Annotated in this window: 21 protein-coding genes and 1 pseudogene; 13 read left to right on the plus strand and 9 right to left on the minus strand. The window is 67.4% G+C overall.

Features of this window, described 5'->3' with window-relative positions; translation table 11 throughout:
• Positions 1-178: 178 nt before the first annotated feature.
• The 3 genes from VARPA_RS14730 to VARPA_RS30210 are packed head-to-tail and all read left to right on the plus strand — an operon-like array spanning position 179 to position 3868.
• Positions 179-2017 carry a DUF1800 domain-containing protein gene (locus VARPA_RS14730; protein WP_013541369.1) on the plus strand — a complete coding sequence of 613 codons (1839 nt, stop codon included), beginning with the start codon at positions 179-181 and terminating at the stop codon, positions 2015-2017.
• A 16-nt stretch (positions 2018-2033) separates the two neighbouring features.
• A complete protein-coding gene (locus VARPA_RS14735; RefSeq protein WP_013541370.1) occupies positions 2034-3518 on the plus strand; it encodes a DUF1501 domain-containing protein in 1485 nt (494 codons plus the stop codon).
• Positions 3515-3868, plus strand: a complete 354-nt coding sequence (locus tag VARPA_RS30210; protein WP_013541371.1) for a hypothetical protein — start codon at positions 3515-3517, stop codon at positions 3866-3868. The genes VARPA_RS14735 and VARPA_RS30210 overlap by 4 nt, the downstream gene beginning before the upstream one ends.
• Before the next feature lie 139 nt (positions 3869-4007).
• Here VARPA_RS30210 and VARPA_RS30215 read toward each other — a convergent pair whose 3' ends face one another.
• From VARPA_RS30215 to VARPA_RS14770, 6 genes are all read right to left on the minus strand, one after another.
• Positions 4008-4538 carry a hypothetical protein gene (locus tag VARPA_RS30215; RefSeq protein ID WP_013541372.1) on the minus strand — a complete coding sequence of 177 codons (531 nt, stop codon included), beginning with the start codon at positions 4536-4538 and terminating at the stop codon, positions 4008-4010.
• 22 nt (positions 4539-4560) lie between these two features.
• On the minus strand, positions 4561-4923 hold the full coding sequence (locus VARPA_RS14750) for a response regulator (protein ID WP_013541373.1): 363 nt from the start codon (positions 4921-4923) through the stop codon (positions 4561-4563).
• A gap of 73 nt (positions 4924-4996) precedes the next feature.
• Positions 4997-6214: a hybrid sensor histidine kinase/response regulator gene (locus VARPA_RS14755; RefSeq protein ID WP_013541374.1), complete on the minus strand. Its 1218-nt coding sequence runs from the start codon at positions 6212-6214 to the stop codon at positions 4997-4999.
• A complete protein-coding gene (locus VARPA_RS14760; RefSeq protein WP_013541375.1) occupies positions 6204-6812 on the minus strand; it encodes a chemotaxis protein CheB in 609 nt (202 codons plus the stop codon). Before VARPA_RS14760 ends, VARPA_RS14755 begins: the two co-directional genes overlap by 11 nt.
• Positions 6809-7591 carry a CheR family methyltransferase gene (locus VARPA_RS14765; protein WP_200861479.1) on the minus strand — a complete coding sequence of 261 codons (783 nt, stop codon included), beginning with the start codon at positions 7589-7591 and terminating at the stop codon, positions 6809-6811. Before VARPA_RS14765 ends, VARPA_RS14760 begins: the two co-directional genes overlap by 4 nt.
• A 107-nt stretch (positions 7592-7698) precedes the next feature.
• Positions 7699-11202 carry a response regulator gene (locus VARPA_RS14770; RefSeq protein WP_013541377.1) on the minus strand — a complete coding sequence of 1168 codons (3504 nt, stop codon included), beginning with the start codon at positions 11200-11202 and terminating at the stop codon, positions 7699-7701.
• A 145-nt stretch (positions 11203-11347) separates the two neighbouring features.
• Here VARPA_RS14770 and VARPA_RS14775 point away from each other — a divergent pair, with 145 nt between their 5' ends.
• From VARPA_RS14775 to VARPA_RS31640, 3 genes and pseudogenes are all read left to right on the plus strand, one after another.
• A complete protein-coding gene (locus tag VARPA_RS14775; RefSeq protein WP_013541378.1) occupies positions 11348-13672 on the plus strand; it encodes an ATP-dependent DNA helicase in 2325 nt (774 codons plus the stop codon).
• Entirely contained in the window at positions 13659-14348 is a 690-nt protein-coding gene (locus VARPA_RS14780) for an alpha-ketoglutarate-dependent dioxygenase AlkB (RefSeq protein WP_013541379.1), read from the plus strand. The genes VARPA_RS14775 and VARPA_RS14780 overlap by 14 nt, the downstream gene beginning before the upstream one ends.
• Positions 14299-14403, plus strand: a pseudogene (locus VARPA_RS31640) (IS5/IS1182 family transposase); the annotation flags it as partial. The gene VARPA_RS14780 and the pseudogene VARPA_RS31640, both read left to right, overlap by 50 nt.
• Here VARPA_RS31640 and VARPA_RS14785 read toward each other — a convergent pair.
• Positions 14404-14643 (minus strand): hypothetical protein, encoded by a 240-nt coding sequence (locus tag VARPA_RS14785; protein ID WP_013541380.1) that lies wholly within the window; start codon positions 14641-14643, stop codon positions 14404-14406.
• Between the two features lie 312 nt (positions 14644-14955).
• Between VARPA_RS14785 and VARPA_RS14790 the strand changes: the two genes are divergently transcribed.
• On the plus strand, positions 14956-15267 hold the full coding sequence (locus VARPA_RS14790) for a hypothetical protein (protein WP_013541381.1): 312 nt from the start codon (positions 14956-14958) through the stop codon (positions 15265-15267).
• Between the two features lie 10 nt (positions 15268-15277).
• A complete protein-coding gene (locus VARPA_RS14795) occupies positions 15278-16147 on the plus strand; it encodes an NmrA family NAD(P)-binding protein (protein ID WP_013541382.1) in 870 nt (289 codons plus the stop codon).
• Positions 16148-16197: 50 nt separating this feature from the next.
• On the opposite strand, the gene VARPA_RS14800 is transcribed toward VARPA_RS14795, so the two are convergent.
• Entirely contained in the window at positions 16198-17475 is a 1278-nt protein-coding gene (locus VARPA_RS14800) for a serine hydrolase domain-containing protein (protein ID WP_013541383.1), read from the minus strand.
• A gap of 382 nt (positions 17476-17857) precedes the next feature.
• Here VARPA_RS14800 and bioA point away from each other — a divergent pair, with 382 nt between their 5' ends.
• The 3 genes from bioA to bioD are packed head-to-tail and all read left to right on the plus strand — an operon-like array spanning position 17858 to position 21193.
• The gene (bioA, locus tag VARPA_RS14805; protein ID WP_013541384.1) at positions 17858-19252 is read left to right on the plus strand and encodes an adenosylmethionine--8-amino-7-oxononanoate transaminase; all 1395 of its coding nucleotides are present in this window, start codon (positions 17858-17860) and stop codon (positions 19250-19252) included.
• The gene (bioF, locus tag VARPA_RS14810) at positions 19236-20468 is read left to right on the plus strand and encodes an 8-amino-7-oxononanoate synthase (protein WP_013541385.1); all 1233 of its coding nucleotides are present in this window, start codon (positions 19236-19238) and stop codon (positions 20466-20468) included. Before bioA ends, bioF begins: the two co-directional genes overlap by 17 nt.
• Positions 20465-21193 (plus strand): dethiobiotin synthase, encoded by a 729-nt coding sequence (bioD, locus tag VARPA_RS14815; protein ID WP_013541386.1) that lies wholly within the window; start codon positions 20465-20467, stop codon positions 21191-21193. The genes bioF and bioD overlap by 4 nt, the downstream gene beginning before the upstream one ends.
• A gap of 577 nt (positions 21194-21770) precedes the next feature.
• Here bioD and VARPA_RS14820 read toward each other — a convergent pair.
• On the minus strand, positions 21771-22805 hold the full coding sequence (locus tag VARPA_RS14820; protein WP_013541387.1) for an aldo/keto reductase: 1035 nt from the start codon (positions 22803-22805) through the stop codon (positions 21771-21773).
• A gap of 243 nt (positions 22806-23048) precedes the next feature.
• Between VARPA_RS14820 and VARPA_RS14825 the strand changes: the two genes are divergently transcribed.
• Complete coding sequence (locus tag VARPA_RS14825) at positions 23049-24041, plus strand: AraC family transcriptional regulator (protein WP_041942910.1); 993 nt, start codon at positions 23049-23051, stop codon at positions 24039-24041.
• 25 nt (positions 24042-24066) lie between these two features.
• Positions 24067-25008 (plus strand): cation diffusion facilitator family transporter, encoded by a 942-nt coding sequence (locus VARPA_RS14830; protein WP_013541389.1) that lies wholly within the window; start codon positions 24067-24069, stop codon positions 25006-25008.
• Positions 25009-25071 lie beyond the last annotated feature (63 nt).

The following is a 25071-nucleotide window of genomic DNA, read 5'->3' on the forward strand; positions in this document are numbered from 1 at the left end:
TTGCTCCAGCGGGTCGTTGGAGTTGCCAATTTTGTTTCGGAAGTGACGAAAAAGTCACATAAAGTCACAAATATTGGATTGACGACCTGTTGTCAAAGGTTCTCACCACCGAAATCCACAGGGCACGGCACTTGCCTTGATAGCTCCCGGCGCAAGAACGCCGCAGGAGCGAGGAAACATGGTGGAACCGATAGAAGCCGGCTGCGCGAGCGTGGCCGACGATTTGGCGTACGTCGATGCGCCGGCAACAACAGATACAGCTGAGACCGAAGCGTCGTCCAGGCCCCTGAAGGCGTTGGCGACGTTCTCCATCGCGGCCGCGCTCGCGGCCTGCGGGGGTGGGGGTGGAAGTGGCGGCGGAGGCGCTGGAGGCGGATTCGGCGCCGGCATCGGCGGCCTGCCGGGGGCGGGCTCAGGCCTCGGCGCGGGATCGGACGCGGGCCCGTACCGCTACACGCAAGCCAAGACCGACGAAGAAGCCGCGCGCTTCCTGCTGCAGGCCCAGTTCTCGGCCTCCGAACCGGAGATCGCCGACCTGCGCAACAAGGGCTACCTGCCGTGGCTCAGCGAGCAGTTCGGCGCACCGCGCACGCAGTCGGCCTGGGAATGGATCGACAGCAAGCCCTGGAACACCGTCGAGATCGATGCGGCCGTCTGGCGCCAGCTGATGGTGTCGGCCGACCCGGTGCGCAAGCGCATGGCGCTGGCGCTCAGCGAAATCTTCGTGGTCTCGGCCAATGAGATCGGCTCGAGCTGGCCGCACGCCATGATGGCCCAGTACTTCGACACGCTGGTCGCGGGCGTCACCGGCAACTTCCGCACGCTGCTGGAAGACATCACGCTCAACCCGGCGATGGGCTTCTACCTGAACACCCGCGACAACCGAAAGGAAGACGGCCGCGGCCGCCAGCCCGACGAGAACTACGCGCGCGAAGTCATGCAGCTCATGACCATCGGCCTGTCGCAGCTCAATGCCGACGGCACGGTAAAGACCGGCACCGACGGCCAGCCGCTGGACACCTACACGCAGGACGACGTGACAAACCTCGCACGCGTCTTCACCGGCTACGTGCTCGACATCCGCACCGGGGAGCGCGAGGGTTTCAAGCCACCCGGCGGCGGCGGGGCCTTCGACACCAAGGACTGGACCACGCGTCCCATGGCCTACCTGGCCGCGAACCACTCCATGCTGGAAGCCAAGTTTCTCGGCACCACCGTTCCCGGCGGCACGCCCGGCCCGGCGGCGCTGAAGATCGCGCTCGATGCGCTTTTCAACCACCCGAACGTCGGCCCCTTCATCGGCAAGCAGTTGATCCAGCGGCTGGTGACCAGCAACCCCAGCCTGGCGTACGTGAAACGCGTGGCCGATGTCTTCGGCAACAACGGCACCGGCGTGCGCGGCGACATGAAGAGCGTGTTCGCGGCCATCCTGCTGGATGACGAGGCGCGCGGCCCGGGCGGCCTTTCGGACCCGAACTTCGGGCGCCTGCGCGAGCCGATGCTGCGCCTGGTGCAATGGGGCCGCACCTGCGGCATCGCCTCGGCCACCGACACCTGGAAGATCGAAAACCTCTCAGACGCCAGCTCTGAGCTCGGCCAGAGCCCTCTGCGCTCGCCCTCGGTCTTCAATTTCTTCCGGCCCGGCTATGTGCCGCCATCGACCGCCATGGCGAGCAACAAGCTGGTTGCGCCCGAGTTCCAGCTGGTCAACGAAAGCAGCGTGGGCGGCTATCTCAATTTCATGCAGAACAGGCTGTCCAACGGCTTCGACAACAAGGACGTGATGGCGAGTTACGCGGCCGAGAAGGCGCTGGTGCTCGACCCGGCCGCGCTGGTGCGCCGGCTCAACCTCGTGCTGACCGGCAACCAGCTGCAGCCGGCCACCGTCAACCTCATCACCACCGCGCTTGCGACGCCGAATCTCACGGCGGCGAGCAGCGATGGCGCGAAGCTCAACCGCATCTGCGCCGCCGTCCTCCTGGTGATGGGTTCGCCCGAATACCTTGTCCAGAAATAAAGCGAGAGCGTCTTTCATGTACCTGATCGATCCCGCCCGGCACACCCGCCGCGCGTTCCTCCGCCGCTCGGGCCAGCTCGCGATGGCCGGCACCGCGCTGCCGTTCGCGCTCAACCTCGCCGCCATGGGCGAGGCCGCCGCGCAGGCCGCGCCCGGCAACGACTACCGCGCGCTGGTGTGCGTGTTTCTCTTCGGCGGCAACGACTATGCGAACACCGTCGTCACCTACGACGCCGACAGCTACGGCAAATACAGCCTGATCCGCGGCGGCAATGGCGAGGCGGGTGGCGGCATCGCCCTGGCGCGCGCTGAGCTGGCACGGACCGAACTCAAGCCGACGCAGGCACTGCCCGGCGGCCGTGTGTACGCGCTGCATCCGTCGATGACCGGGCTGGCCGACCTCTTCAACGACCCGGAGAGCAAGGCCAAGGTGGCGGTGCAACTGAACGTCGGCCCGCTCATCAAGCCGCTGACGCGGGCGCAATACAACAGCAGCAACCGCCGCGACTTTCCGATTCCGCCCAAGCTCTTCTCGCACAACGACCAGCAGTCGGTGTGGCAATCGTCCTCGCCCGAAGGCTCGACCGTCGGCTGGGGCGGCAACCTCGGCGACCTGGCCCTCGGGCCGAATGGCGGCTCGCTCTTCACCTGCATGTCGGTCTCGGGCAACGCGGTGTTCCTTTCGGGCGACCAGGCGCTGCAGTACCAGGTGGGAACGCGCGGGGCGGTGCGCATCGGCGCCGTGAGTGGCGTCGGCGGCAACCTCTACGGTTCGGCAACGGTGAAGGCGGCCATGCAGCAGATCGCGCAACGCGAGAGCGGCCACACGCTGGAGAACGAATACACCAAGGTCATCCGGCGCGCGGTCGCGGCCGAGGGAAAGATCACCGAGGCGATCCAGTCCGACTTCGCGCCCGGCACCTTCCTTGCGGAGGGCAACTTGGCCGACCAGCTCAAGATGGTGGCGCGCCTGATCCGCGGGCGCGAAGCACTGGGCGTGAAGCGCCAGGTGTTCTTCGTCTCGATGGGCGGCTTCGACCTGCACGACGACCTGATCGCGCGCCAGCCGGGGCTGATGAAGAACCTCTCCGAAGCGCTGGTCGCCTTCCACAAGCAGATGGACGCGCTCGGCGTCGGCAACAAGGTCACCACGTTCACCGCGTCCGACTTCGGCCGCACGCTGTCGAGCAACAGCAATGGCTCCGACCACGGCTGGGGCGGCCACCATTTCGTGGTCGGCGGCGCGGTGAAAGGGAAGGCGATCTACGGCACGGCGCCGCCGGTGAGCATCACCAACACCGCGAGCGACATCGACCAGTGGCATGTGGGACAGGGCCGCCTCTTGCCCACCACCTCGGTCGACCAGTACGCGGGCACGCTGGCGCGCTGGTTCGGGGTGCCGGACGACCAGCTCGACGGCATCCTGCCCAACCTCAAGAACTTCGGCATGACGGCGCCGAGCGGCATCGCCTATCCGCGCAACGTGGGGTTCATGGGATGAACGACGCGAGCGGCATGAAAGGGATGAACGGCTTGAACGGGGAGGAGGGCGGCACGCGCGTGTCCTTCCCGTCCGCTGGCGGCAGGAAGGCATCCTTCCCCGTTCGCGGTGCGGACCTGACGCCGATGCATCCCTTCTCCAGCGTCGAGGGCGCCATCGCGGCCATCGACGCGCTGGACCGCGGGCTGCGGGAGTTCGAGCTGTCGGTGTCCGACAGCCTGCAGGACTATCTCGGCGTGCAGATGGCGCAGATCACCGACCGCGCACTGGCGCGCGGCTGGGAGCCCATCAGCTTCATGCAGAAGAATGGGTTCCGGCGCTATCGCTTCAAGGCGATGCGCCGGCCCTGAAGCATCGCCTTTCTCTTTCACAAGGCCCTCCGGAAACCAGGCGTTCGAAATTCCAGACCGCCGCCATCGGCGCCCTCGCGACCCTGTTGCTGGCGCTCGGAACACCCTGACCGCCTGACCGGCCTCACGGCCGCGCGCGTCAGTCCAGCCGGATGCGGCCCCACAGTTCGAGCGTGCGCTTGGCGATGCGGTCCATGACCTTGGCCTGCACGCTGTAGAGCCCGGCCTCATTGGTCGGGCCGAAGCCGAAGTTCATGCTGGCCGAACCGAGCACCAAGGTTGCCGCGGGCGGTTCCGAAGTCCAGAGCGGACCGCCTCCCGCCGACACGCGCTGTCCGCTGGGGGTGATCATGAAGAACTCGACCACCACATCGCACTGGCCGACGGCATTCGGCGCGCAGCCGCGCAGGAACAGCATCGCGCTGGAACTGATGCCGCGCTTCACGCTGTCGGTGACCCGCAGCGTCGGGGCGCGGCTGGCGGTGCTCCAGGCCTTGCGAAGCTCGGCCTCGTCGGGGGTGATGAGCAATTGCGCGAGAAAGTCGCCGTCGCTGCGCATCGACTCGGTATCGGGAATCGGCTTGCCGGTGCCGTCGGTCCATCCCGCCGTCGATGCGAGCGGCACGAGGAGCAAGAGAACAACGACAGGAAGACGGAAGAGGCGGCACATCGGCACAAGCCTCCCGTTCTGGCTAGCGCGCCGGCTGCGCCAGGATTCGATCGAGCTGCGCAATGTCGATCGGCTTCTGCAGGTGATGGTCGAACAGCCCCTTGGCGGCTTCGCCGGCCGCGTCCTGGGCCGAGAAACCCGAGATCGCGACCAGCAGCCGCGGCGTGCCTTCGGCGGTGCTCGCACGCAGCCGCCGCGCGACTTCGGAGCCCGGAAAGTCGGGCAGGGTGAGGTCGATCAGCGCGGCATCGAAGTGTTCCTCGGCTGCCGCGTCCATCGCCTGCTGCGCCGTGTAGGTGCAGCGGGCGGTGTGGTCCTGCAGCGTGAGCAGTTCCTGCAGGAGGTCGGCAGCGGCCTGGTTGTCGTCGACGATCAGCACGTTCACGGCGGTGGGTCTCTTGAGTAGGTCGAAAGATGCAGTATCAACGGAATGTGTCTTGAGCGGCGTAAGGATGTTCCTACGCGTCGAATGCGGGGCTCGTTGCGGTGACCTGCAGCGGCAGCTCGACGGTGAAGCGCGCGCCCTGGCCGGCCGCGCTTTCCACACCAATCTGCCCGGCGTGCAGGTCCACGATCTTGCGCGTGATGTAGAGGCCGAGGCCCAGCCCGGCCGCGTGCTGGCGGCTGTGCTCGGTGCGCTCGAACTGCTCGAAGATGCGCGCCTGGTCCTCCGGCGCGATGCCGATGCCGTGGTCGCGCACGCTCACGCGCGCTACGTCGCCGGCCCGCTCGACCACCATCTCCACCGGCTTGCCGCCGCCGTAGCGCAGCGCGTTGGTCAGCAGGTTGGTCAGCACCTGTTCGATGCGGAACTCGTCCCACACGCCGTGCAGCTCGGCCGGCGCTTCGAGCGAAATCGTCGAGCCCGCGGCCTCGGCCTGCTGGCGCAGGTTCTCGACCACGGCGCGGGCCAGCACCGCGAGGTCGACCGGCTTGGTCTGGATCGACAGCGCATCGCGCCGCATGCGCGTCACGTCGAGCATGTCGTCGATGAGCCGCACCATGTTGCGGATCTGCCGTTGGTCGCGCTCGATCATCGCGGGCAGCCGCTCGGGCGAGAAGCTCGCGAGGTTCCCCTTGCTCAGGTGAAGCTGGCGCAGCTGCGCCTCCAGGTAGAGCGTATTGAGCGGCGTGCGCAGCTCGTGCGAGACCATCGACATGAAGTCGTCGCGCATGCGCACCGCGCGCTCCAGTTCGAGCTGGGTGTGCTGCAGCTGCTGCACCAGCTCTTCCTGCTTCCTGTGCGCGGCCGCGAGCAGTTCCATCTCGTGGCGCAGCGCCTTCCGGTGCTGGTAGAGGTCGACGAACACGTTCACCTTGCTGACCACCGCATGCGGATCGAGCGGCTTGTGCAGGAAGTCGACCGCGCCGCTCTCGTAGCCCTGGAAGGCGTAGTTCAGCTCGCGCCCGGCGGCGCTCACGAAGATGATCGGGATGTGCCGCGTGCGCTCGGTGCCGCGCATCATTTCGGCCAGCTCGAAGCCGTTCATGCCGGGCATCTGCACGTCGACGATGGCGAGCGCGAATTCATGCTCCAGCAGCAGCGAGAGCGCGGCCTCGGCCGAGCCGGCGCGGTACACGACGCGGTCGGGCGAGCGGATCAGCGCCTCCAGTGCCAGCAGGTTCTCCGGCAGGTCATCGACGATCAGCAGCTTGCTTTGGACGTCAATGGGCATGGGCGGCCTCCAGTTGCAGGAGCAGGGCGCGAAGCTCGCGCAGCGGCAATACGTGGTTGGGGGCGTGTCGCGCAAGGGCGGCGTTGGGCATGATGGAAATCAGGGCTTCTTTGGGGTCCTGCACGGCGGTGAGTCCGCCGGCCAGGTGAATGCGATACAGGCCTTCGGCGCCATCGTCGTTGGCGCCGGTCAAGAGAAAACCGGCCAGTGCGGGGCCGTAGGCGTCGGCGGCCGAGGCCATCAGCACGTCGATGGACGGCCGCGAGAACAGCACCGGCGCCTCGCAACTGAGCGAGAAGCAACGCTCCCGCTCGATCGACAGGTGGTAGCCGGGCGGCGCGAAATAAAGCGTGCCGACGGCAATCGGCATCTTGTCGGCGGCCTCGTGCACGGGAATGGGCAGGCGCTGCGCGAAGATCTCTGCGAGATGGCTGTCGTGGTTCTCGGGCAGGTGCAGCACGACCGTCATCGGCAGGCGCCAACCGGCGGGCAGGTCGTGCAAGAGCATCATGAGCGCATCGATACCGCCGGCCGAAGCGCCGAGCACGACCATGTCCACGCGCTTGCGGGTGTAGGGACGAGGCAGCGTCGTCGTCATGTCGCCTTGCGGTAGATGCGCTCGGCGCGGGCGTGCGGCGCGAAGCGGTCTGCGTAGCCGGAGAAATCGATGCTTTCCTTCGACCCGAGGCCCAGGAAGCCGCGATGCGACAGCGACTCGTGGAAGAGCCCGAGCGCACGGTCCTGCAGCAGCCGGTTGAAGTAGATGAGCACGTTGCGGCACGACACCAGCTGCGTCTCGGCGAACACGGTGTCGGTCGCCAGGCTGTGGTCCGCGAAGATGACGTCGGCGCAGAGCGAGGGGTCGAAGCGTGCCGCGTCGTAGGCGGCGGTGTAGTAGTCGGAGAACGCACTGCGCCCGCCCGCCCGCTGGTAGTTGGTGGTGTAGCCGCGAATCGCCTCCAGCGGAAAGATGCCCTGGCGCGCCTTCTCCAGCGAGGCCGGGTTGATGTCGGTCGCGTAGATCTGGGTGCGTTCGAGCAGGCCTTCTTCGCGCAGCAGGATCGCAAGCGAGAACACTTCTTCTCCCGTGCTGCAGCCCGCCACCCACACCTTCACCGAAGGGTAGGTGTGCAGGATCGGCACGACGTGATCGCGCAGCGCCAGAAAGTAGGCCGGGTCGCGGAACATCTCGCTCACCGGGATCGTGAGGAACTGCAGCAGCCGGCCGAACAGCCCCGCGTCGCGCAGCACTTTCTCTTGCAGCGCCGAGATGCTCGGCAGTCCGAGCTGGTCGAGCGCGTAGAGCACGCGGCGCTTCTGAGAGGCGGTGGTGTAGTTGCGGAAGTCGTAGCTGTACTTGAGATAGATGGCCTCCATGAGCAGGCGCAGCTCGATCTCGGTGTCGCTCAGCGGCTGGAGCGGCGAGGGCGGGGAAGACGCGGCTGAGAGCGGCGAGGGCCGCGGGGTTGGGGGCTGCTTGTCGGTCACAGGCGCTCCATCTTGGGCATCCACACGCGCAACAGCGAGAACAGCCGCTCCAAATCGACCGGCTTGGCCAGGTAGTCGTTGGCGCCAGCTGCGAGGCACTGGTCGCGGTCGTCCTTCATGGCCTTGGCGGTGATGGCGATCACCGGCATCTTCTCGAAGCGCGGGTCGGCGCGGAGGCGCCGGGTGGCTTCCAGGCCGTCCATCTCCGGCATCATCACGTCCATCAGCACCAGGTCGATCTCGCGCACCTGGTCGAGTTTTTCGAGCGCCTCGCGGCCGTTGCGACCGATTTCCACGGCCGCGCCGCGCTGCTCCAGCGCGCTGGTGAGGGCGAAGATGTTGCGCACGTCGTCGTCCACCAGAAGGATGGTGCGGCCCTCGAAGATGCGGTCGCGCCCGCGCGCCGTCTTCAGCATGCCCTGACGCTCGGTCGAGAGCGAGGCTTCCACCTTGTGCAGGAAGAGCGTCACCTCGTCGAGCAGGCGCTCCGGCGAGCGGGCGCCCTTGATGATGATCGAGCGCGAGTAGCGCTGCAGCTCGGCTTCTTCGTCGCGCGTGAGGTTGCGCCCGGTGTAGACGATGACCGGCGGGAACGACACGATTTCTTCCGCCGCCATGGCCTTGAGCAGATCGCTGCCTTGCATGTCGGGCAGCCGCAGGTCGGTGACCATGCAGTCGAACACGCGGGTGCGCAGCAGCTCCAGCGCTTCTTCGCCGGAGCCCACGGCCACGATCTCGATGTCGTCGTCGCCAATCAGCTTGATCACGGCTTCGCGCTGCAGTTCGTCGTCTTCCACCAGCAGCACGACCTTGACCTTCTGCGTGAGCTTTTCCTCCAGCCGGCCGAACACCTTCATCAGTTCGTCGCGCGTGGCCGGCTTCAGCGCGAAGCCGATGGCGCCCATGTGCAGCGCGGCGGCCTGCGCGTTGTCGGCGGCCGACACCACGTGGATCGGGATGTGGCGCGTGTGCGGCGAATCCTTCAGTTTCTGCAGCACGTCGAGGCCGGTGCTGTCGGGCAGGCGCATGTCCAGCAGGATGGCGTCCGGCACGAACTGCGTGGCCAGCTCGAAGCCGTCGGCCGCGCCGTGCGCCACCAGGCAGCGGTAGCCCAGCTCGTGCGCCAGGTCGTAGAGGATGTGCGCGAACTGCGGCTCGTCCTCGATCACCAGCACGCGGCGCACCTGGTCGCGCGGGATCGCGCGGTCGTCGTCGAACTGCGGCGCCGGCACCACGGCCCGCGGCGCGGGTGCTTGCGGCGCGGCAGGGGCGGGAGCGGGCGCGGCGGCGGAGTTCCGGTTGCCGGGCACATAGGTCGGCACGTTGCGCGGCGCGCTGGCCTGCTGCCCCGAAGCCTGCGGCGCCAGCGCCGGCAGTTGCAGCACGAAGGTGCTGCCCTTGCCCGGTTCGCTCTGCACGGTGAGCGTGCCGCCCAGGAGGTGCGTGAGGTCGCGCGAGATCGACAGGCCGAGGCCCGTGCCGCCATAGCGCCGGCTGGTGGTGCCGTCGGCCTGGCGGAAGGCCTCGAAGATCAGTTCGTGCTGTTGCGCGTCGATGCCGATGCCCGAGTCGGACACCGCGAAGGCCGCGCCGCCGTCGGCCGTGGCGGAGACCACCAGCGCCACCTCGCCCTTGTCGGTGAACTTGAGCGCGTTCGACAGCAGGTTCTTCAGGATCTGCTCGACCCGCTGCCGGTCGGTGACCAGCGAGGCCGGCGCGCCGGGCTGCAGCTCGAGCCGGAAGCTCAGGTTCTTCTGCATCGCGAGCGGGCTGAAGGTGCTCTCCAGGCTCTCTGCGAGGCGCGCGAGCGACACGTCTTCCGGCACCACTTCGAGCTTGCCCGCCTCGACCTTGGCAATGTCCAAAATGTCGTTGATCAGCACCAGCAGGTCGTTGCCCGACGAATAGATCGACTCGGCGAATTTCACCTGCTCCAGCGTCAGGTTGCCCTGCGGGTTGTCGCCGAGCAGCTTGGCCAGAATGAGCGCGCTGTTGAGCGGCGTGCGCAGCTCGTGCGACATGTTCGCGAGGAACTCCGACTTGTAGCGGCTCGCGCGCTGCAGCTCGTCGGCGCGGTCTTCCAGGTCGCGCTGCACGCGGCGCAGGGCGGTGTTGCGCTGGTCCAGCGCCTCGGTGCGCTCGGAGAGCTGGCTGTTGGTCTGCTCCAACTCGGCCTGCTGGTTCTCCAGCATGGCCTGCGAGGCGCGCAGGGCCTTCGACTGTTCCTCGAGCTCTTCGTTGGCGGTGCGCAGCTCTTCCTGCTGCACCTGCAGTTCCTCGTTGAGCTGCTGGGTCTCGGCCAGCACGTCCTGCAGCTGTTCGCGGTAGCGCGCGGCGGCGAGCGAGGTGCCGATGTCGTCGGACACCACGTCCAGCAACTGGCTCGCGCGCTCGTCGGGCGCGCCGGGCAGGCCGAGCTCGACCACGCCGTTGACGATGCCGCCGTTCATCACCGGCAGCAGCAGCACGGTTCGGGGCGCCATCGCGCCCAGGCCGGAGTTGACCTTGAGGTAGTCGGCATCGATCGGGTCGATCAGCATGCGGCGCCGCTCGGCCGCGGCCTGGCCCACCAGGCTCTCGGTGGGCGAGAAGACCTGCGGCGAGGCTTCGGCGTCGGCCGAGAAGCCGTAGCTCGCCGCCCGGCGCAGCGGACCGTGGCGCTCCCGCACATACATCGCGCCGACGCTGCTGCCCAGGTGCCGCGAGAAGAAGGCGAGGATCTTGCGGCCCATGTCCGGTGCGCTCAGCTCCCCGACCAGTTCGCCCACCAGCTCGGTCTGCGCGCCGCGCAGCCACGCTTCTTCGGAGAGCCGCTGGGTGTGCTCCGCCTGCTCCTTGAGCACCACGTCGTAGCTGTCGGACAGCCGCACGAGTTGGCGACGGCCGAAGAAGCTGATCAGCCCGGTCAACGTCAGCGTGAACAGCAGGAAGAGGCCGACTACCCACCAACTGGTGCGGTTGGCGTCGTTGTTGCGCTGGAAGCGCAGCGTCTGCTCGGTGTCCATGAACCCGGTGTATTCGGCGCGCATGTCGTCGGTCAGCCGCTTGCCGCGGCCGAGGCGAACGGCCGCCTGCACGTCGCCGCCGGCGCGGCGGGTCGCAATCATGTCGCGGGCGAACTCGTTCCAGGCGTCCTGCAGGCTGGCGATGCGGTCCACCCGCTCGAGCTGCTGCGAGTTGTCCGACACGAGCCTGCGCAAGGCATCGGTATCGGGTTTCAGGCGGGGCAGGGCGCTCTGGTAGGGCTCCAGAAAGGTCTCGTCACCGGTGAGCAGGAAGCCGCGCAGCCCCGTTTCCATGTCGATGCCGCGGCGCTGCAGCTCGCTGGCCGAGCGGGTCACGCGGTCGGTGTGCTCCACCCAGCCGATGGTCGAGAGCAGAAAGAGGATCAGCCCGACGAACACCACGGCGCCGAACAGTCCTCCGAGCATCGGGAGCTTGAGGTTGCGGCTCAGCAGGCGGTCGAAGTCGTCGGGATCGATGGCGGCAGGTGTTTTCATCAGCACATTTGTAAGCAAAACTTGTCAAGTTTTGCCGGAAATGGAGGGGCGCCCTGTCGGAGAAGACCCCGAGACGAACGCATGGACCCTCAACGTTAACATTCCGCCGCTGGTTATACTGTACTTTCATACAGTGAATCGAGAGATGGCCCCGGCTTCCTCCACCCCCCCGCCAGATGCGGCTTCGGCCGTCTGCGTCGTTTCGGTCAAGGCGCTTTGCGCTTTCGGCGCGAAGGCGGGCGACCTCGACCTGCGCTTCGTGCCCGCGCCCAGCGCGCTCGAAGGCATGGCCGGCCACGCGCTGGTGCAGGGGCGGCGCGGCGGCAACTACCAGAGCGAGGTGTCGCTCGACGCCCGGCACGGCGCACTGCGGGTTCGCGGCCGCGCCGACGGCTATGTGCCCGATCCGCCGCGCGTGGAAGAGATCAAGACCTTCCGCGGCGACTTCGACGCCATCCGCGGCAACCACCGCGCGCTGCACTGGGCGCAGGCCCGCGTCTACGGCTGGATGCTGTGCGACCAGCACGGGCATGCGCAGATGACGGTCGCGCTCGTCTACCTCGATCTCGCTACTGGCGAGGAAATCCTGCTCGAGGAACAGCACACCCGCGAGGCGTTGCGCGAACATTTCGAATCGCTGTGCGAGCGCTACAGCGCGTGGGCACAGCAGGAAGCCGATCACCACGGCGCACTCGACCGAACGCTGGCGCAACTCGCGTTCCCGCACCAGTCTTTCCGCACCGGCCAGCGCGAACTGGCCGAAGCCGTCTACCGCGCCGCCGCCGGCGGGCGCTGTCTCATGGCGCAGGCGCCGACCGGCATCGGCAAGACGCTGGCCACGATCTTTCCGCTGCTCAAGGCGCGCGCGGCGGGGAAGCTCGACAAGGTCTTCTTTCTCACCGCCAAGACCTCGGGCCGGCCGGTGGCGCTCGATGCGCTGCGGGTGCTCGGCAAAGGTTGTGCAGCGGGCGGCGCGCAGCCGCGCGTGCTCGAACTCGCGGCGCGCGAAAAGGTCTGCGAATACCCCGACCGCGCCTGCAACGGCGATTCGTGCCCGCTCGCCAAAGGCTTCTACGACCGCCTGCCCGCCGCCCGCATCGAAGCCGCACAGACCGGCTGGCTCGACCGCCAGGCGCTGCGGCAGGTCGCGCTGCAGCACACGGTCTGCCCCTACTTCCTCGCGCAGGAAATGGCCCACTGGAGCGACGTGATCGTGGGCGACTACAACTACTACTTCGACGGCAGCGCCTTCCTCTTCGCCACCATGAAGGACGCCGACTGGCGCGTCGCGGTGCTCGTGGACGAAGCCCACAACCTGCTGGAGCGCGCACGCGGCATGTACACCGCGCAGCTCGAAGGCGGGGCGCTCGAAGAGGCGCACCGCATCGCGCCCGCGCCAGTGCGCGGCCCGCTCGCACGGCTCTTCCGCGAGTGGGACTCCGTGCAGCAATCGCAGACCGACAACTACGAAACCGCCGACGAGATTCCCGAGCGCTTCGTGCGCGCGCTGCAGGCCGCCAACACGGCGATGGCCGAGTACTTCGCCGCCAAGCCCGAGGCCGCGCAAGGTCCGCTGCAACGCTTCTTCTTCGATGCGCTGCACTTCGCCCGGCTCGCCGAGGTTTTCGACGACCACTCGGTGTTCGAGCGCACCCTCGGCATCACGCAACAAGACCGCACGCTGGCGATTCGCAACCTCGTGCCCGCGCCGTTCCTCGAAGGCCGGTTTGCGGATGCGGTCTCGGTCACCTGCTTCTCGGGCACGCTCTCGCCGTTCGCGTTCTACCGCGATGCGCTCGGCCTGCCGCCGGACACCGCGCTGCTCGACGTGGCCTCGCCGTTCCACAGCCAACAGCTTCGCGTCGAAGTGGCGATGGATGTCTCCACGCGCTTTCGCGACCGCGCCGGATCGCTCGGCAATGTGGCCGGCATCATCGGCGCCCAGTTCGAGCGCATGCCCGGCAACTACCTGGCCTTCTTCAGCAGCTTCGATTACCTGGAGAGCGCCCGCGCCGCCTTCTCGGCGCGGCACCCCGGCGTGCCGGTGTGGACGCAGACGCGCGGCATGCTGGAGGCCGACCGACACGGCTTCATCGCGCGCTTCGAGGAGGGCGGGCAGGGCATCGGCTTCGCCGTGCTCGGCGGCGCATTCGGCGAGGGCATCGACCTGCCGGGCAGCCGCCTCGTTGGCGCCTTCGTCGCGAGCCTCGGGCTGCCGCAGTACAACGCGCTGAACGAGATCACGCGCGAGCGCATGCAGTCGCGCTTCGGCAAGGGTTATGAATACACGTATCTCTATCCGGGCCTGCAGAAGGTGGTGCAGGCGGCGGGGCGAGTGATCCGCACCGAAGAAGACCGCGGCGTGCTGCACCTGCTGGACGATCGTTTTGCGCGCACGGAAATCCGCGAGCTGCTGCCGCGCTGGTGGCATGTGGAAGTGGGCGGAAAGGCACGCGATGCGTTCCGCTAGGCGCCTCGAGCACGCGGGCCAGGACGACCTGTTCGGCGGAACGCCCACGGCCGTCATCGAAGGGCTGCGCTACGAGCGCGAGTTCCTGTCGCGCGATGAAGAAGCCGAACTGCTGCGCATCGTGCAGGCCTTGCCGCTCAAGGAGATGCGCTACAAGGAATACACGGCGCGTCGTCGCGGCATCGGCTTCGGCGGCAGCTACGACTTCGACACCAACCGCCTCAAGCCCGGCGCACCGCTGCCTGAGGCGCTGCATCCGTTGCGGGCGAGGGCGGCTGCATGGCTCGGCGTTGCGCCCGAGGAACTCAGCCACATGCTGATCGCCGAGTACCAGCCCGGCACGCCGCTCGGCTGGCACCGCGACGTGCCGGACTTCGAGGACATCGTGGGCGTGTCGCTGCAGGGCGATGCGGTGATGCAGTTCAGGCCGTACCGGCCGCAAGGCGCGTCGAGCTCCGATGCGGGCAACGTGCAGTTCCTGATCGAGCCGCGCTCGATTTATCTTCTGCGCGGTCCGGCGCGATGGGCGTGGCAGCACGCGATTGCACCGACCGAAGCGCTGCGCTACTCGATCACGCTGCGTACGTTGGCCACGCGTCGTCCGCGCCCTGCAGAAAAATCCCAAGGCCCCGCGCCCAGGATTGCGCCGAGCCCAGGACAAAGACAAACCTCTTGATGCGCTGCTCGACCACTCGAACGCCCCCAAGGCCGGCCTCGGGGCGAAGGTGGAGTCAGACCAGAAAAAATCGGCTCCGGCGATCTTCCGTCTCAAAGAATGCCTTGTGTTGGCGAACAACGGTGCGCCCGTCGTCCAGCCGGTAGACAACCTCTTTGAGAACCGGCGCATAGCGTTTGGTGACGCTCAAGTGCTCGATGTAGACGCCGCTCCCGGTCACGGTGGCGTGGTGGTCGAAAGCATCGACCACTTCAACCCGTTCCGTTTCGCGGACGATGGTTGTGTAGGTAGCCATGGCACCTCCTGCCCGACATCGGGAAGCATGGCCGGGAGTGGCTTGCTTCCACGTGATTCGTAATACTTACGTTTCCATGGCATACAGGTGAGCGGGTTTTCCATGTCTTCCAAACCGATCGTCGAGCCTTGCGGGCTTCACTTCAGGCCCGGGGGTGGTGCGCGGGTTCGAATGGCGTACAGATCCCTTCGATGAGCCGGCGAGACGACAGACAACGCTGACGCGCATCGCGCCCGTCTTCTTACCCACGCCGCGATTCGCACGCCCAGCATGGGAAGCTTCTCACTCAACCTACCTGAAGGAGCGATGACCATGCCAAGAGGCGACAAGTCGTCCTACACGGACAAGCAGAAACGCAAGGCCGAGCACATCGAGGAAGGCTACGAGCACCGCGGTGTCGGCAAGGGCGAGGCCGAGCGCCGCGCGTGGGCCACGGTGAATGCCGAGACCGGCGGCGGCAAGAAGAGCGGATCGGGCCGCGGCAAGTCCGAAAACCACGCGCCTTCCCGCAAGGGCGGCCACAAGGGCGGGGCGGCGGCGGCATCCCGCACCGCGGAGGAACGCTCCGCATCGGCGAAGAAGGCAGCCGCCACGCGCAAGCGCAACGCCGAGAAGCGGTCGTAGGCAAATCGCGATGCACATCATCCTCGGCGCAACGGGCCACGTCGGCTCTGCATTGGCGCAGGCGCTGCTCGCGCGCAATGAGCCGGTCACCGTGGTCACGCGCAAGGCAAGCAAGGCGGAATCGATGAAGACCAAGGGGGCCCATGTGGTCGAGGTCGACGTATTCGACACGGCCGCGCTGCACCGCGTGATCGAGGGCGGGCATCGGCTCTTCGCGCTCAACCCGCCGGCGCCGCCTTCGACCGACACAGTCGCCGAAGAGCGAAAGAGCCAGAACGCCATCGTCGCCGCGCTCGAAGGCTGCAAGCTCGAGAAGATCGTCTGCGAATCGACCTACGGCGCGCAGCCCGGCGACGGCATCGGCGACCTCGGCGTGCTGTACGACATGGAGCAGGCGTTGCGACAAACCGGCGCGGCGCCGGTCAGTGCCATCCGCGCGGCCTATTACATGAGCAACTGGGACGCCTCGCTGGAAACCGCGCAGAAGGAAGGCAAGGTCCACAGCATGTACCCGCCCGATTTCAAGCTGCCAATGGTGGCGCCGCGCGACCTCGGCGAGTTGGCCGCGCGGCTGATGCTGGGTGCGGCCGAGGCATCGGGGCCGTACTATGTCGAAGGGCCGGAACGCTATTCACCCGGCGAAGTGGCGCGGGCTTTTGCCCAGGCGCTGGGGCGGCCCGTGGAGGTGGCGGTGACGCCGCCTGACCAGTGGGAGCAGGCGTTCCGGTCGCTGGGGTTCTCGGAGGCTGCCGCGAAGTCGTATGTGGCGATGACGCGGCTCACGCTGGAGAGCAAGGAGGAGCCCGCAAAGCCCGAGCGCGGGGCGACAACGCTGGGCGACTACATCACGGCGCTGGTCAGAAAGAGCAGCGGCGCCTAGCGCGAACGCAAAAGGCCTCGCGCATCAACCAGCGCTCCCGCCGGCCAGGGCTATTGCATCGCCCTGGTCACGGCGGTGAAGAACGCGGCCTCGTTGACCGGGGCCGGCGCGCTGGGCTGGGTGCGGGCGCTCCACACCACGACGACGAGCCTCTCCTTGGGATTGATGTGGATGGTCTGGCCGAAGATGCCAAACGCATTGAAGGCGCCTTCGTCGAGAGCCCCCGCGGGCGCCCCATCGAGCCACCACATGTACCCATAGTCGACGGTGCCGCCGCCTTTCAAGGCCGTCGGTTTCGTCGCGTCGGCGAGCCAGTTGTCCGGAAGAATCTTCTCGCCGCCCGCGATTCCCCCGTCCATGAAGAACTGGGCAAAGCGCCCGTAGTCGCGCAGGGTCGCGCTCAGTCCGCTGCCCGCCACTTCCAGGCCATCGGGCGATTCGACCCACCAGTTCGCATCGGCCTGCATGCCGTACTTCTTCCAGACCTTCTCGGACAGGTAGTCGGCCAGCGGCCGCTGGATGGCGCCGCGCAGGATCTCGCCCAGGATGTGCGTCTCGCCGGTGCTGTAGTTGAACCGCGCGCCGGGTTCGGCGGCCCTCGGCAGCTTGGCCATGAGGTCGAGAATCGCGCCGGGCTTTTGCGAGATCTGCGCCTCCAGCATGGCCCGTCGGTCGGAGGTCGGGTCGGTATAGGTTTCGTTCCACCTGACGCCCGAAGTCATCGTCAACACCTGCCTGACCGTCACGCCGTCGTACGCGCTGCCCGTGAGCCTGGGGACATAGCGGACCACCTGGTCATCCAGGCTGGCGATGAGGCCGTCCCGAAGTGCGGCGCCGACCAGCGTCGAGCTCATCGACTTGGCGATGGACATCGACATCCACCGGGTCTGCTCGGTGTTGCCGAGTTCGTAGCGCTCCAGCGCAACCTTGCCGTCCTTGAGAACCAGGAGACCGCTCACCCGGTTCTGGCCAATGAAATCGGCGAGGCTGTAGGTGGTTCCGTTCGATGTGAACGTCAGCGCGGTGATCTGTCTGTCGTGCTTGGCGAGTGTCGAGGCGACGTTTCCTTTCGCAATGGTGCGGGTCGGGAAGAGACGATCGATGTTGCGGAAGGTGCTGACGGCCAAGCCTGGCGTGAGTGCGCCGTCGTACATCTGGCGAACGGTTCCGATGGGCTCCTGCGCGGGCGGCGGCGTGGGGGCCGACGGCACGGGGATGAGGGGGACGCCGCCGCCACCAGTTGCACCACCTCCACCGCCGCCGCATGCCGCGAGGAAGACCAGGGACAAGGTGCAAAGGACGGACAGCGTGCTTCTTCTCAGGCGCATGGAGTTCTCCGTGAAGGTCTTCTCGTGAGGGCAGCCGAGGCGCCCGGCGTGCGATCCGCACGGCAGCGAGCGAGTTTAGGACGGCCGAGATATCGCGTGCGGAAATCAGCCATCGGGTTGTCCGGAAACCACAAATCGAGCACTCCTGCGGCGTGCATTCGACATTTGCCAGTTGTCTTTGCTGGCAGCAAGACAATTTGCGTTTCGTGCGCGCGCCGCCTGTTCGCACGAAGCCGTGGCGTTGCAGGCGCTTGGGCCGAACGTGCGATCTATGCCGCCCAACATCGCTCAATTGCCGCCCATCTCTCCAGCGCAGAGGCGGTTTGCCGTGCCTGTTTCGCGTCGATAGGATTCCGCGCCTTGCCCTCCACAGGAACCGCGGATGCCGCCAACGATTGCTTCTCTCTCGACGCTCGCACCGTCGAAAAACGCCGCCTGGCAACAGCGCAGCCGGCGCCACGTCTGGCATCCGTGCACGCAGAGCATCCGCCTCGAAGCGGTGCCGCCGTTGCCGATCGCGCGGGGCGAGGGCGTGTGGCTCCTCGACCATGACGGCCGCCGTTATCTCGACGCGACGAGCTCGTGGTGGGTCAATCTCTTCGGCCATGCGCACCCGGCCATCAACGCCGCGCTGAAGGATCAGCTCGACGCGTTCTCGCACGTGATGCTCGCCGGCTGCACGCACGCGCCGGCCGTGGAACTGGCCGAGCGCCTGTCGGCATTGACCGGCCATGCGCTCGGCCATTGCTTCTATGCCTCGGATGGCGCCTCGGCCGTGGAGATCGCGTTGAAGATGAGCTTCCACGCATGGCGCAATGCGGGCCGCGGCGGCAAGCAGAATTTCGTCGCTCTGCGGCACGGCTACCACGGCGAGACGCTGGGTGCGCTGCATGTGACCGACGTGCCGGTGTTCCGCGACGCCTATGCGCCGCTGCTGGCGAACGCGCACCTCGTTGCATCGCCCGATGCGCGGACCGCACGGCAGGGCGAGGACGCGGTTGACGTCGCGCGGCGTGCCGCCGCCGAACTCAAAGCGCTTCTGGCCGAACGGCACGCATCCATCGCCGCCGTGATCGTCGAGCCGCTCGTGCAGTGCGCCACCGGCATGGCGATGCACGACCCCGAATACCTGCGCCTCGTGCGCGCGCTGTGCGACCGTTACGAGGTACACCTCATCGCCGACGAGATTGCGGTGGGCTGCGGGCGCACCGGCACTTTCTTCGCGTGCGAGCAGGCCGGCATCTGGCCCGACTTCCTGTGCCTCTCGAAAGGCATCAGCGGCGGCTACCTGCCGCTTGCGTTGGTGATGACGCGCGATGCGATCTACGAAGGCTTCGTGGACGACGACGTGGCGCGCAGCTTCCTGCATTCGCATTCCTACACCGGCAACGCGCTGGCCTGTCGCGCGGCGCTTGCGGCGCTCGATCTGTTCGAGCGTGAGGACGCATTGCGGCGCAACCGTGGCCGCGCCGAACGATTGATCGGCCGGTTGCGCGAAGGCCTGCGCGGCATGCCCGTCGACCATCTGCGCCAGTGCGGAATGATCACGGCCTTCGACGTGCGCGAGCCCAGCGCCCGTTTCGCGGAACGCTTTCACCTTGCAGCGCGAGCGAACGGATTGCTGATGCGGCCCATCGGCTCGACCGTCTACCTGATGCCGCCCTACGTGATCGGCGACGACGAGATCGACCGGCTGGTCGACGGCACGCTGGCCACGCTGCAAGCCGTGGCCGAGCCGACTCACGCAGAAGGAGTTCGCGATGCTGCGCTTGCTTGAACGCCTGCAGGACGAGATCACCGCGCTCGATGCGCAATCGCTGCGCCGCCGCCGGCAGATCGCCGAAACGGCCTGCGCGCCCGAGCAGCGTTTGACACTGGCTGACGCGACCGCACCGCGCACCATGCTCGGCTTCAGCAGCAACGACTACCTCGGCCTCGCTGCGCATCCGGCGCTGGCCGCTGCGCTGGCTGAAGGCGCGGCGCGCTACGGCACGGGCAGCGGCGGGTCGCACCTGATCCTGGGCCACTCGCGCGCGCATGCCGAACTCGAGGAGCGCCTGGCCGACTGGATGGCGCCGTACATCCCCGAGGCGCGAAGCCTCTTCTTCTGCACCGGCTACATGGCCAACCTCGCGGTGCTGTCGGCGCTGGGCGGCGCGGAGGCGGTGATCTTTTCGGAGTCGCTCAACCATGCGTCGCTGATCGACGGCGCGCGGCTGGCGAAGGCGCGCGTCGAGCGTTATCCGCATTGCGACGTGGCGGCGCTCGATGCGCAGCTCGCGGCCTGCGACGCGCCGGTCAAGCTCATCGTGAGCGATGCGGTTTTCAGCATGGACGGCAACATCGCGCCCGTGGCCGAACTGCTCGCGTTCGCGGAACGCCACGACGCGTGGCTGGTGCTCGACGATGCCCATGGCTTCGGCGTGCTGGGCGCTACCGGCCGCGGCGTGCTGCAGGCGATGGCGCTGCGCTCGGAGCGGCTGGTGCTCATCGGTACGCTCGGCAAGGCGGCGGGTGTCGCGGGCGCGTTCGTGGCGGCGCACCGCACCGTGGTCGATTACCTCGTGCAGCGCGCGCGCCCGTACATCTTCACCACGGCCGCGCCACCGGCCATTGCGCATGCGCTGCTCGCAAGCCTCGCGCTGATCGAAGGCGAGGAGGGCGACACGCGCCGTGCGCAGTTGAAGGCGCGCATCGCGCAACTGCGACGGGGCGTGAAAGCGATCCTCCCGCCCGATGGCAGCGCGTGGCTGCCCGATTCGCCCACCGCGATCCAGCCGCTGATCCTCGGCGACAACGCGCGTGCGATGCGGACGATGGCGCAGCTCGATGCACGCGGCCTTCGCGTCGGGGCCATTCGCCCGCCGACCGTGCCGGCCGGCACCGCGCGCCTTCGGATCGCGCTGTCGGCCAGCCACGGCGAGGCCGACGTGGCGCGTCTGGTCAGTGCGCTCGGCGAAGCATTGGCGCAACCGTGGAAGGAGGCCGCATGACGCAGCGCCGCTGGTTCGTCACGGGCACCGACACGGGGGTGGGCAAGACGCTGGTCAGCAGCGCGATGCTGAGCCTGCTGGCCGCCTCGGGCCTGCGCGCGGTCGGCATGAAGCCGGTGGCTGCGGGTCTGGAACGGGTCGATGGCGCGTGGCAGAACGAAGACGTCGAGCAGCTGCACGCTGCCGGCAATGTCGATGCGCCGGTGGCCTTGCGCTGCCCGTACCTGCTGCGCGCGCCGATGTCGCCGCACCTCGCTGCCAGGGAGGAGGGCGTGCGCATCGAATTGCCGCTGCTGCTGTCGGCCTTCACTGCCCTGTCGCAGCGCGCGGATGCGGTGGTCGTCGAAGGCGTGGGCGGGTTCTGCGTGCCCTTCGGCGACGACCTCGACAGCGCCGACCTCGCGGTGGCGCTCGATCTGCCGGTGATCCTCGTGGTCGGGCTCCGGCTCGGCTGCCTGAGCCACGCGCTGCTGACCGCCGAGGCCGTTCGCGCGCGTGGCCTTGTGCTCGCGGGATGGGTCGCGAGCGTCATCGAGCCGCGGATGCTGTCGCCGGAGGCCAATCTGCAGACCCTCCGCGACAGGCTGGGCGCGCCCTTGCTCGGCGTGGTGCCGCACCTGCCTGCGCCCGATGCAGCCGGCGCCGCGCGGCATCTCGATCTGCGCGCGCTTCGCGCAACCGCGGGCCACGCGGCGCGGCGCTCGGCCGCGCTGGCCTTGGCCTGATACGAATTGCTTTCGCTTTGCCACAACCGTTCGGGCTGAGCCTGTCGAAGCCTTGCGCGACGCTTCGACAAGCTCAGCGTGAACGGGTTTATGTTTTCGAATGCATCCCGGTATGAGCCACTCAGGCCAGGTGCTTGTCGCGGTTCACGCGCTGGCGCTCCAGCATCCAGCCCGGGTACTCGGCCGGCAGCGCGCTCGCCTTGTCGAGCGTGGCCAGCCTTGGCCTGATACGAATTGCCCTCGCTTTGTCACAACCGTTCGGGCTGAGCCTGTCGAAGCCTCGCGCGGCGCTTCGACAAGCTCAGCGTGAACGGGTTTATGTTTTCGAATGCATCCCGGTATGAGCCAATCAGGCCAGGTGCTTGTCGCGGTTCACGCGTTGACGCTCCAGCATCCAGCCCGGGTACTCGGCCGGCAACGCGCTCGCCTTGTCGAGCGTGGCCAGCCTTGGCCTGATACGAATTGCCCTCGCTTTGTCACAACCGTTCGGGCTGAGCCTGTCGAAGCCTCGCGCGGCGCTTCGACAAGCTCAGCGTGAACGGATTTATCTTTTCGAATGGATCCCGGTATGAGCCAATCAGGCCAGGTGCTTGTCGCGGTTCACGCGCTGGCGCTCCAGCATCCACCCCGGGTACTCGGCCGGCAGCGCACTCGCCTTGTCGAGCGTGGCCAGCTCATCGGCTGAGAGCTTGATGGCAGTCGCCGCGATGTTGTCGTCCAGCTGATCGACGCGCTTGGCGCCGACGATCACGCTGGTGACGACCGGCTGGTGCAGCAGCCACGCCAGCGCGATCTGCGCGACCGACACCTTGCGGGCTTCGGCCAGCACACGCATCGCGTCGATGCAGTCGTAGGCGCGTTCGCGGTTCACCGGCGGGAAGTCGAAGGTGGCGCGGCGGGTGCCCTTTTCGGTTTCGGTGTGGCGGTCGACCTTGCCGCTCAGAAGGCCGCCGGCCAGTGGGCTCCAGACCATGAGGCCGACGTTTTCGCTGCGCAGCATCGGCACCAGCTCGCGCTCCAGGTCGCGCCCGGCGATGGTGTAGTAGGCCTGCAGCGATTCGAAGCGCGCGAGCCGGTCGCGCTCGGCGATGCCCAGCGCCTTGGCGATCTGCCAGGCCGCCCAGTTCGACACGCCCACATAGCGCACATGGCCCTGCTGCACGAGGTTGTCGAGCGCATGCACGGTTTCCTCGATGGGCGTGAGCGGGTCGAAACCGTGGATCTGGTACAGGTCGATGTGGTCGAGCTGCAGGCGCTTGAGGCTTGCCTTCACGCCGTCCATGATGTGATAACGCGAGGCGCCGCTCGCGTTCGGGCCCTTGCTGCCGGTTTCGCCGAGCACCTTGGTGGCGACCACCACGCCGTCGCGCGGGATCTTGAGGTTCTTGAGAGCTTGGCCGGTGATGACTTCCGACTGACCTTCGGAGTACACGTCGGCGGTGTCGATGAAGTTGATGCCGGCGTCGATGGCGCGGCCGACAAGCCCTTCGGCCTCGCTCTGCTGCAGGTCGCCGATATGGGTCCAGATGCCCGAGCCGCCACCGAAGGTCATCGTGCCGAGGCAGAGTTCGGAAACCAGGAGGCCGGTGCGGCCGAATTTGCGGTACTGCATGGAATAGGTCCTTTGCGTTGAGAGAGGTGTCGGGGGATGCCGGGAGGCGCGTCGGTAAAAAGTATCCGCCCGCGGGCCCCGGCGCGGCGAGCGCGTTCCTGCAAAGTCTTTGCCTATTTCTCCAGACCTCGTTCCAGACCCGTGCAGATTCGTGGGAGCGGCGCTAAGCTGCAAACCACCCGATCCTCCACGGTGCGCGCCGCCGTGATTCCCACCGCCATCCCCCCGCGAGAGGCCCCCTACATGTCCGACGAAACACCCGAAATCGCTGCAGCCCTTGCCCAGCCGATGCCGCTGGAGCCCGAACTCGACGAAGCCAGGAAGGAACTGGTGGCGCTCATCAACCGCATCACCGGCGGGCGCGACGGCACGGTGGAAACGCCGGTGGCCGGCCTGCAGGTGTACTGCATCAGCAAGCCCGACCGCCCCAAGCACGCCTTCGCCACCCCGGCGCTTGGGCTGATCGCGCAGGGTTCCAAGCGGATCATCATGGGCGACGACATCTATGTGTACGACCCGATGCACTACCTCGTGACCTCGGTCGACCTGCCGGTGTGCGGCCAGGTGCGCCTGACGAGCGACAACGAGCCGTACCTTGGCCTTCGGCTGGAGCTGGCGCTCGACGAAATCGGCGAGCTCATCGGCGACGAGAAGCTGCCCGCCAAGGCGAACGCGCCGGCTTCCCGCGGCATGTACGTGAACCGCATCGCGATGCCCGTGCTGGAGCCGGTGCTGCGGCTGCTGCGGCTGGTCGAGAACCCGGAAGACGTGCCGATCATGGCGCCGCTCATCAAGCGCGAGATCATGTATCGGCTGCTGGTGAACGGCGAGGGCGCGCGCCTCCGCCAGATCGCGCTCCAGGACAGCCACACCCAGCGCATCGCCAAGGCCATCAGCGCATTGCGCATCAACTATGCGCAGTCGCTGCGGGTGGAGGACATGGCGCGCGCGGTGCACATGAGCGTGTCGTCGTTCCACCACCACTTCAAGGCGGTGACCGCGATGAGCCCGCTGCAGTACCAGAAGCAGCTTCGCCTGCAGGAGGCGCGCCGCCAGATGCTGGTGACCGGCATCGACGTGGCGAGCGCGGCGCACAGCGTGGGCTACGAAAGCCCCTCGCAGTTCGCACGCGAGTACGGCCGCATGTTCGGTGCGCCGCCGCTGCGCGACAAGCAGCGCTGGCTCTCGGAGGCGGGCAACGATGCGATGGGGGCGGCTTCGATGGAAGCGGCCTGAACGGCAGCCCGGACAAACAAGCCGCATGGCCGAATCGAAAGTCGCGATCTACGGCGCCATCGGCGCCAATGTCGCTATCGCCATCACCAAGTTCGTCGTGGCGGGCATCACCGGCAGCTCGGCGATGCTGTCGGAGGGCATCCACTCGGCGGTCGACACCTTCAACGGCGTGCTGCTGCTGGTGGGCCTCAAGCTCAGCAAGCGGCCCGCAACGCCCGAGCATCCGTTCGGCCACGGCAAGGAGCTCTATTTCTGGAGCCTGATCGTGGCGGTGCTGATCTTCGGGCTGGGCGGCGGCGTGTCGTTCTACGAGGGCATCCAGCACATCCGCGCGCCGGAGCCGATGCGCGATCCGACGTGGAACTACGTCGTGCTCGCGGCGGCCTTCGTGTTCGAGGGCACGAGCTTTCTGATTGCGCTCAAGCAGTTCCGCGCGCAGGCCAAGGGCACGCCGTTCTGGCAGGCGCTGGACCGCAGCAAGGACCCGACCACCTACACCGTGCTGGCCGAGGATTCTGCCGCGCTTGTGGGGCTCTTGGTGGCGGCGCTCGGCATCTACCTCGGCCACGCGCTGGACATGCCCGTGCTCGATGGCGTGGCCTCGGTGGTCATCGGCGTGCTGCTGGCCGGTGTGGCCGTGCTGCTCATCGCGCAGGCGCGGGGTCTCCTGATCGGCGAGGGCATCCGGCCCGAGACGGCGCGCGCCATCCGCGCCATCGCGATGGAGCAGCCCAGCGTCGAAGACGTGGGCCATGTGCTGTCGATGTACATCGGCGCCGACGAGGCGCTGGTGATCGTCGATGTGAACTTCAAGGACGACATTTCCACGGGCGAGGCGGGCGACGCCATCGCGGCCATCGAGACCGAGGTGCGCGCGCGTTTCCCGACGATCAAGCGCATCTTCATCGAGGCGACCGAGGCGCCGCAGGCCGGCGCGGCACCGGCGAAAGACGGAGGTGCCTTGTAGCACTTGCTGCAATTTCTTGCGTTGTCACGACCATGCGGGTTTCAAATTTTTTCGTTATTGTTT

It is taken from the genome of Variovorax paradoxus EPS, from assembly GCF_000184745.1.
GTDB lineage: Bacteria > Pseudomonadota > Gammaproteobacteria > Burkholderiales > Burkholderiaceae_C > Variovorax > Variovorax paradoxus_C.